Here is a 13,444-nt window from a genome sequence, read left to right on the forward strand (position 1 = left end):
TTTTAATAAAATGGTGTAATAGCATTTTAAAGGAGACATTATGAAACGTAAACTCAGTATATTTCTGCTGACCCTAATCGCTGTTTTTTCTGTAACAACAGGGGTTCGGGCAGACGAATACCTGCGGGTCGGTATGGAAGCTGCCTATGCACCATTTAACTGGACCCAAGAAGATGATAGCAACGGTGCCGTTCCTATTGAGGGAACCAATCAATTTGCCAACGGATATGATGTTCAGGTTGCAAAAAAAATCGCTGCATCCATGGACAAAGAACTCTTGATTGTTAAAACCAAGTGGGAAGGCTTGGTCCCTGCTCTTACATCTGGTAAAATCGATATGATTATCGCCGGTATGAGCCCGACAGAAGAGCGCAAGAAAGAAATCGCCTTCTCAGATAGCTACTACACTTCAATTCCTACCCTGGTTGTTCGTTCTGATAGTCAGTACGCAAATGCAACCAGCTTGGAAGATTTTGCTGGCGCAAAAATCACTGCCCAGCAAGGGGTTTACCTCTATGATTTGATTGATCAAATTGAAGGGGCTAACAAACAGACTGCCATGGGAGATTTCTCCCAAATCCGTCAAGCTTTAGAATCTGGCATTATAGACGCCTATGTTTCTGAACGTCCAGAAGGTCGTACAGCAGAAGCTGCAAATAAAGCTTTCAAAATGGTTGAATTGGCAGACAGTTTTGAAACCAATGCCGAAGACGTGACCATTGCTGTCGGTATGCGCAAAGATGACGATCGTATCACTCAGGTCAACGAAGTCTTAGCAACTATTTCAGAAGAAGAGCAAATCGCACTTATGGATGATATGATTGAAAACCAGCCCGTTGAAGAAGCCAGCGAGGGCGAAACACCTAGTTTCTTCGCCCAAGTTTGGAATATTGTTGTTAACAACTGGCAACAACTTCTGCGTGGAACTGGGATGACATTACTCATTTCCATCCTCGGTACAATTATCGGTACTGCTATCGGCCTCCTCATCGGTGTCTTCCGTACAGCTCCAAAAGCAGCAAACAAGGCACTTGCTATTGGTCAAAAAGTGCTCGGTTGGATTATCAATATCTACATCGAAATTTTCCGTGGTACGCCGATGATTGTACAATCCATGGTTATTTACTATGGTACCGCCCAAGCATTCGGACTCAATCTTGACCGCACACTTGCCGCTATCTTCATTGTATCCATCAACACAGGTGCCTACATGAGTGAGATTGTCCGCGGTGGTATCTTTGCCGTCGATAAGGGCCAATTTGAAGCTGCTACTGCTCTCGGATTTACCCACAATCAGACCATGCGTAAGATTGTCCTTCCACAGGTTATTCGTAACATCTTACCAGCGACTGGTAATGAATTTGTCATCAATATCAAAGATACTTCTGTATTGAACGTTATCTCAGTTGTTGAACTCTATTTCTCAGGAAATACTGTCGCAACCCAAACCTATCAATATTTCCAAACCTTTACGGTTATTGCTATTATCTACTTCATCCTAACCTTTACTGTGACACGTATCTTACGCGCAGTTGAAAAGCATTTTGATACAGATACATACACAACAGGTGCAAACCAAATGCAAGTCGAGGTGCCACATGACTAAAAATGTAATTCTTGAAATCAAAAATCTAAAGAAATCATACGGACAAAATCAAGTCCTCAAAGACATCTCTATTAGCGTTGAAAAGGGCGAGGTTATCTCAATCATCGGTTCATCTGGTTCGGGAAAATCAACCTTCCTCCGCTCTATCAACCTTTTGGAAACACCAACAGAAGGACAGATTCTATACCACGGACAAGATGTTTTGGCTAAAGGATATGATTTGACGACTTACCGTGAAAAACTAGGTATGGTATTCCAATCCTTCAACCTTTTCAACAATCTAAATGTATTGGAAAATGCCATTGTAGCACAAACTACGGTACTGAAACGAGATCGAGCTGAGGCAGAGAAAATCGCCAAGGAAAACCTCAACAAGGTTGGCATGACCGAACAGTACTGGCAAGCCAAACCGAGTCAACTCTCTGGTGGACAGAAACAACGTGTGGCCATTGCACGCGCCCTATCTGTTGACCCAGAAGTTATCCTCTTTGATGAGCCGACTTCTGCTCTCGATCCAGAGATGGTTGGGGAAGTTCTCAAAACCATGCAAGATTTGGCAAAATCAGGATTGACGATGCTTATCGTAACTCACGAAATGGAATTTGCCCGTGACGTATCTGACCGCGTTATCTTTATGGATAAGGGTGTCATCGCCGAAGAAGGCAGTCCTCAACAAATCTTTGAAAATCCACAGGAAGAACGCACACGTGAATTCCTTCAGCGTTTTCTTGGATAAACTCAATCTGTTCCATAGAAGACTATTACTTACCAGTTGCAAAGCTGGTAAGTTTTTTTAGACTAAAAAAGAGGAATTCGTAGAATTCCCCCCCTTTTTGGACATCTCTAAATGAAACCATTTAGATTAGTTTTCAAATTTCTTGTGGTTTTTGTCGTAAAAATCAATCAAACCCAAGGCAGTTGCAAATGAAATATTGTCAATCTTAGCGCGACCTTGTGCAAGAGCGATAACTGACATTTCACGAGCATTTGTTTCCTTACTGATACGGTAACCTGTGATTTTCTTTTCACGAACCCAGCCAACAACTGCGGCAACTTTTTCGTAACTTGTCATGAGAAACCCCTTTCCTTTTTATTCGTGCAATTAAGTATAATACAGTTAAACCTATTTTGTCAAGTAAATTGTTCGGTTTTTACCATCATTTTGCTCTAAGTGATGATAGTATTTGCGTCCTTATGTCTTCGACCCCCTCCGGATTCCCTGGAAGGAAGATAGTTTGATTACCTCCTTGTGCAAAATTATTGAGAGTATCCAAGTATTGGTTGGTCAGCAAGATAGACATAATCTGCTCTTCAGATAGGCTAACATTTGATTCTTTCAGTTCACGAATCGAATCTGCCAGTCCATCTACAATCGCCTTACGTTGTTGTGCAATACCTACACCATGCAAGCGATCCTTTTCAGCTTCCGCTTCAGCAGCAGTAACTATTTTTATCTTATCGGCTTCTGCCAATTCTTGGGCCGCAACCCGTTTCCGCTGAGCTGCGTTAATTTCATTCATAGATTGTTTAACCTCGGCGTCTGGCTCTACCTTGGTAATTAAGGTTTTGACAATAACATAACCATAGGTTGACATTTCTTCTGCTACTTGTTTTTGTACCTCAAGTGCAATCTCATCCTTTTTCTCGAAGAGCTCATCCAGGGTCAATTTAGGCACAGATGAACGCAGGGCATCTTCAATATAGGACTTAATCTGTGCTTCTGGGTGCATGAGCTTGTAATAGGCATCCGTCACATTATTTTCATTTACTCGATATTGAGTTGCCACATTCATTGTGACAAAAACGTTATCCTGCGTCTTGGTTTCTACCACAATTTCACTTTGCAACATCCGCAATTGAATGCGGGCTGCGATGACATCGACTCCAAATGGTATTTTAAAGTTTATACCTGAAGTAGATGTTTTTTGGTATTTCCCAAAGCGCTCAATAATAGCGACCGTCTGCTGCTTAACAACGTATAGCCCTGAAGCAATCAAAATCAAAGCAATCAGTACAAAAAACAAGAAACTACCAATAAAAACAATTGGACCAAGCACCATAATGACCTCCTAAACTAGCATTTTATAAAGCGAATCATTTTCATGAAGATTGATGTACTGAGGATCAAATTCTTCCAAGCGAGAAATAAACTGCGCATAATCTTTTTTATCTCCTAGGGCAATACCGATTAGAACCGGTCCTGTTCCCTTATTGGCACGTTTGATATATTCAAAACGAGTAATATCATCATTTGGCCCTAGAATTTCATTTACAAATTCACGAAGAGCCCCTGGACGTTGTGGAAAATTAACAACAAAGTAGTGTTTAATTCCCTCGTAGATAAGCGCACGTTCCTCCATTTCCGGCATCCTGTTGATGTCGTTATTACCACCAGAAATGATACAACAAATGGTTTGCCCCTTGATTTGGTCCTTGACTACCTCAAGAGCTGCAATCGTTGCTGCTCCTGCTGGCTCAGCAACAATACCCAGCTTAGAATAGAGGTCTAAAATAGTCCCAGAAATCCATCCTTCATCCACACCAATCAGGCGATCTACGTATTTACGAGCCACTTCGTAGGTCGACTTACCGACTTTCTGTACCGCAATACCGTCAGCAAACTTATCAATTTGGTCTAATTTAACCGGACGACCTTTATCAAAAGCCGCTTTCATTGACCGTGCCCCACTTGCTTCAACACCAACAATCTTAATTTCAGGTGCATGTTCTTTCAGATAAGCCGAAACGCCTGCAACCAGACCACCTCCTCCTATGGGAACTAAAATTTGGTCAAAACTAATGGTTTGCTCTTCCGCTTCTTCCAAGATTTCATAGGCTACTGTTCCTTGACCAGCCTGCACATTTTCATCATCGAATGGGTCTATAAAGGTTTTCCCACTTTCCTGAGTATAATCTTGTGCTGCCTTGGCTGACTCATCGAAGGTATCACCTACGAGCCGAATCTCTACGTAGTCTCCTCCGAAAAATTTAACCTGCCCTATTTTTTGTTGCGGAGTTGTAATGGGCATAAAAATCGTAGCAGGAATTTGCATTTCCTGACAGGTGTAGGCCACACCTTGAGCATGGTTCCCGGCCGAAGCACAGACCACTCCGCGTGACTTCTCATCATCTGTCAATTGTGAAATAGCATAATAGGCTCCTCGAATTTTAAAAGAGCGAACACGCTGTTCATTTTCTCTTTTTAAATAAATAGTTGCACCATATTTTTCCGACAAGTATCGACTATAATCCAAGGGGGTACGTACTACCACGCGCTTAAGAACGGAGTATGCTTGTTCTACATTTTTTGCTGTAATCATAGTTCCATTAATTTCTTTCTATATTTATTGTATCATTATTCCCTAGAAAATCCTAGTATTTATACTTATATTCAAGCTACTAGCATGTTATTCAACAGAAAACGAATGTTTAATTTTGTAAAGATCTATTTATGAACAAAATGGGCAAAAGAGCTGGAAAAACCAGCTCTTTTATTCATTTTCGGAGATAAGGGAAAAAGGGAATGACATCCCCTCAGCCGCCAACTCAAACCTTAAATGTATTGCCATCACTCAAAGTAAAGCTGACTATCCCCCTATCTACCATGATAGTGTTTAATTATAGATTTTGAATGCGTCGTCATCATTGCGTCCGACAAATGGCATTGCTTTTCGGAGTTCTGCACCTACTTTTTCGATTTCAAGATTCTCTGCTTCTTTACGATAAGCTTCCATACGTGGACGGCCTGCTTTATAGTCATTTACAAAGTCATTTGCAAATTTACCAGATTGAATGTCTACAAGGACTGCCTTCATGTTTTCTTTGACTTGGTCTGTAATCACGCGTGGACCTGATACATAGTCACCGAATTCAGCAGTGTTTGAGATAGATTGGCGCATTTTCTTAAAGCCACCTTCGTAGACAAGGTCAACGATGAGTTTCATCTCGTGGAGAACTTCGAAATAAGCCAATTCTGGCGCATAACCAGCTTCTGTCAAGACTTCAAAACCTGCCTGCATAAGGGCTGTCAAACCACCGCAGAGAACTGCTTGCTCACCAAACAAATCTTCTTCTGTCTCTTCTTTGAAAGTTGTTTCCAAAAGACCAACACGGGCTGAACCAACACCTTTTGCCCAGTCCATCGCAATATGTTTTGCATTGCCAGTTGCATCTTGGTAGACCGCATAGAGGGCTGGTACTCCAAAACCTTCTTCAAAGGTACGGCGGACCAAGTGACCTGGACCTTTTGGTGCACACATGAAGACATCCACATCTGCTGGTACCTTGATAAATTCAAAGTGAACGTTGAAACCATGAGCAAAACCAAGAGCATTGCCCGCTTCCAAGTTTGGAGCGATTTCGTCATTGTAAAGGTCTGCTTGGATTTCGTCTGGAGCCAGGATCATGATAACATCTGCTTGTTTTGCTGCTTCTGCTACTTCAAACGTTTCAAAACCGTCTTCTTTTGCCTTGTCAAATGACTTACCTGCACGCACACCGATGATGACATCGTGCCCTGTATCACGCAAGTTTTGAGCATGGGCATGACCTTGTGAACCATAACCGATCACGGCGATACGTTTACCGTCAAGTGCTGCTACTGTTACATCTTTTTCATATTGCATTGTTACTGTCATAATTTTTTCTCTTTTCTATTTTTATTTGTAGTTTTGGATGTTCAAAGAAAATGAAGGCTAGACTAGGCGATGTAGGCGAAGATAGAACTAACGTTCATCAAGCCAAATCAACGCAGGATAGGTTTTATTATCGAAAAGGATTAGTCTCTACTAAATCCAGTCGCACCCGTTCTTGCGATATTCTTAATGCCATAAGGCTGAATCACCCGCAGGAGGGCGTCAATCTTATCTCCATCACCAGTCATTTGGATGGTAATGGAGTGCGGTGCCACATCAACAACATTTGCTCTAAAGGGTTGGATAATCGCTAAAATTTCTGCTCGTTTTGTTGGCGGAGCTGAAATTTTAACAAGAATCACCTCACGCTCTAAGTGGGGAATGTCCGTCAAATCACGGACACGGACCACATCAATCAAGCGGTTCAGCTGTTTGATGATTTGTTCGACCTCATCGTGACTGGCCACGTCTACAATCACCGTCACACGTGAGATGCCATCTACTTCTGTTGGGCCGACGGAGATGGACTCAATATTGATTTGGCGACGAGATAGGACACCTGTAAAACGATTCAGAACACCAGATGAATTTCGCAATTTAGCTGTTAACATTCTACGCATTGAACTTCACCCCCAACATTTCTGCATTGCTCTTACCTGCTGGCACCATCGGTTGAACATGTTCACGATTAGAAATATGAACCTCTATGAGCATTGGTTTATCTTCTAAGATAACTTTCATATCTTCACTTAGAGTCGCTGGATTGTCAAAACTATAATGACTAATTCCGTAGGCCTCTGCCAACAATTGGAAATTCGGTTCATCGTCAAAGACAGATTGGCTACGACGCTTTTCATAGAAGGATTCCTGCCATTGACGAACCATTCCAAGAGAGTGGTTATTGATCAATACAACCTTAATCGGTACACCATAGCCATTCAAAATAGCCAATTCTTGGTTGGTCATTTGGAAGCCGCCATCACCGACAAAGATGATTACTTCTTTATCTGGATTGGCTAATTTGGCACCGATAGCTGCAGGAATACCAAAGCCCATGGTTCCCATGCCACCAGATGTTACAAGTTGACGTGCATGTTTGTAGGGGTAGAATTGAGCGGCCCACATTTGATGCTGACCAACATCTGTCACGACAATGGCATCCCCTTGCGTCAACTGACCAATTAATTCAATTGCCGCCTGTGGCTTAATAACCTTTTCATCTTCATCATACCAAAATGGCGCCCGACGTTTGTTTTCCAATACTTGTGCCGTCCAATCAGCATAGCCTGTTTCGACTGTTTCTAAAGCAAGCAGAGCTTTCAAGGTTGCCTTAGCATCGCCCACTACTGGAATAGCCGTTTTGACAACTTTACCAATTTCTGCGGGATCAATATCAATATGTGCTACCGTCGCATTTGGCGCATAGGTTGTTGGATTTCCTGTTAGGCGGTCATCGAATCGCGCTCCAATATTGATAATGTAATCAGCCTGATCCATAGCCATATTAGCAGCGTATGAACCGTGCATCCCCCCCATAGCCAAGGATAATTCATGCTCAATGGGCATTGCACCTAATCCAAGGAGGGTTGAAACTACTGGAATACGATAGCGCTCTGCAAAGGCAACTAATTCTTTATTGGCATCTGCATAATTGACACCACCACCAGCCAATATAACTGGTTTTTGAGCTTGGCTAAGCTGTTTCAAAATTTTCTTAACCTGCAAACCATTTGGTTCAACAGTCGGTTGATAACTTGGAAGTTGAACAGTTGGATCGTGATAAAAATCAACTACTCTCTCTTGAATATCTTTTGGAACATCAATGACAACCGGACCTGGACGACCAGTTGTTGCAATATGAAGCGCCTCTGTAATCACACGAGGAATATCTGCCGTATCTCGAATCTGATAATTATATTTCGTAATGGGCATGGTCATGCCCAAAACATCGGCCTCTTGAAAGGCATCCTTACCGATCCCCCGTGTAGCTACTTGACCTGTAAAGACCAACAAAGGGACGCTATCTCCCATTGCATCCGCAATGCCTGTGATGGCATTTGTTGCTCCTGGACCAGAAGTGACAATGGCTACGCCCACCTTTCCTGATGATTTAGCGTATCCTTCGGCCTCGTGGACCGCTCCTTGTTCATGACGAGCCAAAATATGCTGGATTCCCTCATATTGATAAATAGCATCATATAGAGGCAAAACTGCTCCACCAGGATAACCAAAAACAAGGTCTACTCCTAGCTGATGCAGGGTGTCCAAAATGAGATAGGACCCCGAACGCGGTTGGTCTAGTTGAATTTCTTGCACGAATATTCCTCCTCTCTGCAAATTTGTTATCTACTATATTATCACAAGGAAGTAGAATGTCAAGAAATTTTCTGAAAATTCCTACATTTGTTCGTTTTCTTAACGATTTCCTAACATTTTCTTAAGCAAAACTTAAGCAAATCCCTTGACTGGCTTGGTTTTAGCTTGCTTTTAGAAAACTTCAGTATTGTAGTCCAAACAAGAAAAAGAAATGAGGTTTAGGATATGTATTATGTAGTGATACCGGCTTACCAGCCAGATGAAAAATTAATCCAACTATTAGAAATAATGAAAAACAGGCTAAATTGTCAGGTCATCGTTGTGGATGATGGTAGTACTGGCACATCCAAAAATATTCTTGAAATCGCCAAAACCTATGCAATTGTTCTACACCATGATGTCAACAAAGGAAAAGGCCAAGCCTTGCGAACAGCCTTTAGTTTCATCCAAGATTTGAGAAAACCAGGTGTTATCGTAACTGCTGACGCAGATGGTCAACACGCTGTGAATGATATTGACCGTATTGCACGCGCCACCATGAACCTACCCAGTCGCCTCATCCTTGGCGTCCGTCAATTTACTAAGGATATTCCCTTTCGGAGTCGTTTTGGTAACAAACTGACTAGAGTATTGTTTAGACTACAAACGGGTGTCAATGTGTCCGATACCCAAACAGGCTTGCGTGGTTTCCATACTGACTTAATTCCATTCATGTTAGATATTGAAGGCGACCGCTATGAGTACGAGATGAACATGTTAACTCAGGCAAGTCAACGCTATAAAATTACGGAAGTTCCAATCCAAACCATTTATATCGATGATAATGCCAGTTCGCATTTTCGTCCCATAAAAGATGGACTGCTCATTTACAAGAATCTCTTCAAATTTGCCCTGGCATCTTTTGGTGGATTTCTAGTTGACTACGGAGTATATGCACTTGCCTTATTGTTACTCACTAACTTACCAACTGCTCTACGCTTATTGGTCGCAAACACGATTGCTCGCATTTGTAGTGCTATCTGTAATTTTGCACTTAATAAGAAATTAGTCTTTAACAATGAAGAGAGCATCGCACGAACAGGCGCAGGCTACTTTACACTAGCCCTTGTCCTCTTCCTTTGCGATACAGCCCTCCTCTATCTCTTCCACCAAATTCTAGGACTCAACCTCTACATTGTCAAACTTGCAGTTGGTATCTTCCTTTTCCTAACCTCTTGGTTTGTTCAAAAGAATATTATTTTTAAAGAAAGGAAATCATTTTCCCATGAAATTGCTTAAAAAACCCTTTGCCTACGCATCCATCTTCGGAATACTTTTGACAGGAGGCTTTACTTACTCCATGTTAAAAACCTTCGTGCTTTCCGAGGCCATCACAACGGTTGCTGCAAGTAATGCCACAGCCAATAGCCAGAACACTGCTACTTCATCGTCGTCAACTGCCGCAACCACTGCAACTAATGTCTCTACAACGGATACTAGTTATACTGATGACAATATCCAAATCAACTTAGAGACCATCACTACCAACAACACAACTGTTTACGTCGCAGATATTCAAGTCAGCTCACCCGAGTATTTAAAAACAGCACTCGCACAAAACACTTACGGTACAAACGTAACAGCTAAAACTTCTGAAACTGCGGCAGCAAACAATGCTATCTTAGCGGTTAATGGTGACTACTACGGAGCCAACTCGGCTGGTTATGTTATTAAGAATGGGGTTCTGTATCGAGACACTGTTCGGGACAATGCAGCTTACGGCGACTTGGCAATTTACGCAGATGGCTCATTCGAGGTCATCTATGAAAATGAGATTACCGCCCAAGAATTGATTGACAAGGGCGTTGTCAACCTCTTAGCATTCGGTCCATCATTGGTCGAAAACGGCGAAATTGTCGTTGATACATCAACAGAAGTCGGACGTGCAATGTCATCCAACCCTCGTTCTGCTATCGGGATTATCGATGAAAATCATTATATCATCGTCGTAGCAGATGGACGTACGTCTGAAAGCCAAGGACTTTCACTCTATCAATTGGCAGAAGTTATGAAACAATATGGTGCTCAAACTGCCTACAACCTCGATGGCGGTGGTTCATCCACTCTTTACTTTAACGGTCAAGTTATTAACAACCCAACAACAAATGGAAATACTATCTCAGAAAGGGCGGTGAGTGACATTGTCTACATCGGTTACTAATTCAACTACAAGAGTTTCAAGAACGTTTATCTCCTACTTAGCAATAACAGCTTTCCTGTTTATTTTCAGTCGAATCTATGAAAGTCTCAGCTATGGCGAAGTTTCAATCTTCATGCATTATATGTTCTGTGTGACCCTGATTGGCGGAGCTGTGTTACTCGGTTTGCTGCAACTTATGCCTACTCTTTCACGTCTCTCTTATAATTTGTGGAATTCTGGCGTTGCAACTATTACAGCTGGTTGTCTTCTCCGAGGCATTATCAACCTATCTGGACGTTCAACCACCTTAGATCAACCTTATTGGTACATCGGCGCAGCCTTCCTAGTTCTATCGTTAGTCGGTCTTTTCATCAATCCATCCGCAAATAATCGTCAAAGAACAACCACTTAATCTACAAATTAATTGCAAGGGCACTTAACATTCTTAGGTGCCTTTTACTGTAGAATGAATTATTGAAAAATTCGGAAATTTCCAATTAGTTATCAAATCTTTTATCGTTTCTTTCATATCTATGATATAATGGGTAAAATAAGATAGGGAGAAGAGTAATGACCGAAAAAGATACACTAAAAAACCTCCGTCATCGTAGTTCTGTCTATGATTCGATGGTCAAATCACCTAACCGTGCTATGTTAAGAGCAACAGGAATGACCGACGATAGTTTTGAAAAACCGATTGTTGGGGTTATTTCGACATGGGCTGAAAATACACCTTGTAACATCCACCTTCATGACTTTGGAAAATTAGCCAAAGAAGGGGTAAAAGATGCAGGTGCCTGGCCTGTTCAATACGGTACCATCACCGTTGCAGACGGAATCGCTATGGGAACGCCTGGTATGCGCTTCTCACTGACTTCTCGTGATATCATAGCCGACTCTATTGAGGCAGCTATGGGAGGACACAACGTCGATGCCTTTGTCGCAATCGGTGGCTGTGACAAAAACATGCCTGGTTCTATGATTGCTATCGCCAATATGGATATTCCTGCTATCTTTGCCTACGGTGGAACCATTGCGCCAGGTAATCTCAATGGTAAAGACATCGACTTGGTATCCGTTTTTGAAGGAATCGGAAAATGGAACAATGGCGACTTAACCGCTGAAGAAGTTCGTCAAATCGAATGTAATGCTTGCCCTGGACCTGGTGGTTGCGGTGGTATGTACACGGCCAATACCATGGCTACTGCCATTGAGGTTATGGGCATGTCTATTCCTGGCTCTTCTTCTCACCCTGCTGAATCTCCTGAGAAGAAGGCTGATATTGAAGAAGCTGGTCGTGCTGTTGTACGCATGCTAGAACTTGGCATTAAACCATCTGACATTATGACTCGTGAAGCATTTGAAGATGCTATTACAGTCACAATGGCTCTGGGCGGCTCAACCAACGCTACGCTCCATCTTCTAGCCATCGCCCATGCTGCTAATGTCGACCTCACTCTTGAAGATTTCAACGATTTCCAAGAACGCGTACCTCACTTGGCAGACCTCAAACCATCTGGTAAATATGTTTTCCAAGACCTCTATAATGTCGGCGGTGTCCCTGCGGTTATGAAATACTTGCTCAAAAACGGCTTCCTTCATGGCGATCGCATCACATGTACAGGTAAAACCGTTGCTGAAAACCTAGAGAATTTTGCAGACTTGACTCCAGGTCAAGATGTCATCATGCCACTTGAAAATCCAAAACGTGCAGATGGCCCACTCATCATCCTAAAAGGTAATCTTGCTCCTGAAGGTGCCGTTGCCAAGGTTTCTGGTGTGAAAGTCCGCAACCATACAGGTCCAGCCAAGGTCTTTGATTCAGAAGAGGAAGCAATTGAAGCCGTCTTGACCGATGAAATCGTAGATGGCGATGTAGTCGTTGTCCGCTATGTTGGACCAAAAGGTGGTCCTGGTATGCCTGAAATGCTGTCCCTTTCTTCTATGATTGTCGGAAAAGGCCAAGGTGACAAGGTTGCCCTTCTAACAGACGGTCGTTTCTCTGGTGGTACCTATGGACTGGTTGTTGGACACATCGCACCTGAAGCTCAGGACGGTGGTCCAATTGCCTACCTTCGTACTGGAGATTTGGTAACCGTTGATCAAGATACCAAAGAAATCACCATGCACGTTTCTGACCAAGAAATCGAAGAACGCAAGAAAACAACTGTTATTCCACCACTCTACTCTCGTGGTGTTCTCGGAAAATACGCCCACACTGTATCCTCTGCCTCTAAAGGAGCCGTTACCGACTTCTGGAGACCGGAACAAACTGGGAAAAAATAAAAGAACTCAACGACCCTGTCCTCGCGGCAGGGTTTTCCAAAAGGAGAAAAAATGAAACTAACTGTCGAACTCTCCCGCTTTCGTGTTAAAGAAGGCAAAACCGTTCAAGTAGATGAATGGATGGCCTTTCTCAACGAGCACATGGAAGACACCCTTCTCACTCTTGAAGGAGAGAAAATGTATGTCGAAACCATCTTCCGTGAGGTATTGGACGGACGCGAATACCTTTACTGGTATTCTGTTCAAGCCGAAGGAGGGAATGAAGTCGAAGATTCAGAATCCTATATCGACAAAAAACATTTGGAATATTGGGAAGAGTGCATCGATCCAAGCTATGGTATGGTTGACCTCGAACCCCAGGTTATTATGATTCCAAAACCGATTTATGAAACCATGGAAAAACTTGATAAACGGTAACCGCCC

13 protein-coding genes are annotated in these 13,444 nt (G+C 42.6%); 7 read left to right on the forward strand and 6 right to left on the reverse strand.

The genetic code is table 11. The features are described 5' to 3' along the window. Positions 1-40: 40 nt before the first annotated feature. Both PHA78_RS10260 and PHA78_RS10265 read left to right on the forward strand, forming a co-directional pair. The gene (locus PHA78_RS10260; RefSeq protein WP_172020106.1) at positions 41-1,606 is read left to right on the forward strand and encodes an ABC transporter substrate-binding protein/permease; all 1,566 of its coding nucleotides are present in this window, start codon (positions 41-43) and stop codon (positions 1,604-1,606) included. Beyond that, positions 1,599-2,342, forward strand: a complete 744-nt coding sequence (locus PHA78_RS10265; protein ID WP_012775335.1) for an amino acid ABC transporter ATP-binding protein — start codon at positions 1,599-1,601, stop codon at positions 2,340-2,342. Before PHA78_RS10260 ends, PHA78_RS10265 begins: the two co-directional genes overlap by 8 nt. Positions 2,343-2,468: 126 nt before the next feature. Here PHA78_RS10265 and PHA78_RS10270 read toward each other — a convergent pair whose 3' ends face one another. The 6 genes from PHA78_RS10270 to PHA78_RS10295 all read right to left on the reverse strand — a co-directional run bounded on the left by PHA78_RS10270 (position 2,469) and on the right by PHA78_RS10295 (position 8,556). Next, complete coding sequence (locus PHA78_RS10270) at positions 2,469-2,678, reverse strand: capsule biosynthesis transcriptional regulator (RefSeq protein ID WP_009910800.1); 210 nt, start codon at positions 2,676-2,678, stop codon at positions 2,469-2,471. Between the two features lie 85 nt (positions 2,679-2,763). Then, positions 2,764-3,666, reverse strand: a complete 903-nt coding sequence (locus tag PHA78_RS10275) for an SPFH domain-containing protein (RefSeq protein WP_002942264.1) — start codon at positions 3,664-3,666, stop codon at positions 2,764-2,766. Positions 3,667-3,675: 9 nt separating this feature from the next. Next, the gene (ilvA, locus tag PHA78_RS10280; RefSeq protein ID WP_024379209.1) at positions 3,676-4,926 is read right to left on the reverse strand and encodes a threonine ammonia-lyase IlvA; all 1,251 of its coding nucleotides are present in this window, start codon (positions 4,924-4,926) and stop codon (positions 3,676-3,678) included. 294 nt (positions 4,927-5,220) lie between these two features. Continuing rightward, positions 5,221-6,243 (reverse strand): ketol-acid reductoisomerase, encoded by a 1,023-nt coding sequence (gene ilvC, locus PHA78_RS10285; RefSeq protein WP_136647727.1) that lies wholly within the window; start codon positions 6,241-6,243, stop codon positions 5,221-5,223. A 140-nt stretch (positions 6,244-6,383) separates the two neighbouring features. Then, entirely contained in the window at positions 6,384-6,860 is a 477-nt protein-coding gene (gene ilvN / locus PHA78_RS10290; protein WP_002942256.1) for an acetolactate synthase small subunit, read from the reverse strand. Continuing rightward, positions 6,853-8,556, reverse strand: a complete 1,704-nt coding sequence (locus tag PHA78_RS10295) for an acetolactate synthase large subunit (RefSeq protein WP_002942251.1) — start codon at positions 8,554-8,556, stop codon at positions 6,853-6,855. Before PHA78_RS10295 ends, ilvN begins: the two co-directional genes overlap by 8 nt. A 225-nt stretch (positions 8,557-8,781) precedes the next feature. Here PHA78_RS10295 and PHA78_RS10300 point away from each other — a divergent pair, with 225 nt between their 5' ends. The 5 genes from PHA78_RS10300 to PHA78_RS10320 all read left to right on the forward strand — a co-directional run bounded on the left by PHA78_RS10300 (position 8,782) and on the right by PHA78_RS10320 (position 13,438). Continuing rightward, entirely contained in the window at positions 8,782-9,834 is a 1,053-nt protein-coding gene (locus tag PHA78_RS10300; protein ID WP_272158121.1) for a bifunctional glycosyltransferase family 2/GtrA family protein, read from the forward strand. After that, positions 9,821-10,756 (forward strand): phosphodiester glycosidase family protein, encoded by a 936-nt coding sequence (locus tag PHA78_RS10305; protein WP_272158122.1) that lies wholly within the window; start codon positions 9,821-9,823, stop codon positions 10,754-10,756. The genes PHA78_RS10300 and PHA78_RS10305 overlap by 14 nt, the downstream gene beginning before the upstream one ends. Beyond that, positions 10,731-11,147 (forward strand): hypothetical protein, encoded by a 417-nt coding sequence (locus PHA78_RS10310; protein ID WP_032497889.1) that lies wholly within the window; start codon positions 10,731-10,733, stop codon positions 11,145-11,147. The genes PHA78_RS10305 and PHA78_RS10310 overlap by 26 nt, the downstream gene beginning before the upstream one ends. Positions 11,148-11,305: 158 nt before the next feature. Then, the gene (gene ilvD, locus PHA78_RS10315; protein ID WP_024376596.1) at positions 11,306-13,021 is read left to right on the forward strand and encodes a dihydroxy-acid dehydratase; all 1,716 of its coding nucleotides are present in this window, start codon (positions 11,306-11,308) and stop codon (positions 13,019-13,021) included. Positions 13,022-13,072: 51 nt separating this feature from the next. Further along, positions 13,073-13,438, forward strand: a complete 366-nt coding sequence (locus tag PHA78_RS10320; RefSeq protein ID WP_024377892.1) for a DUF6176 family protein — start codon at positions 13,073-13,075, stop codon at positions 13,436-13,438. Positions 13,439-13,444 lie beyond the last annotated feature (6 nt).

The organism is Streptococcus sp. HN38, assembly GCF_028335765.1.
GTDB lineage: Bacteria > Bacillota > Bacilli > Lactobacillales > Streptococcaceae > Streptococcus > Streptococcus suis_P.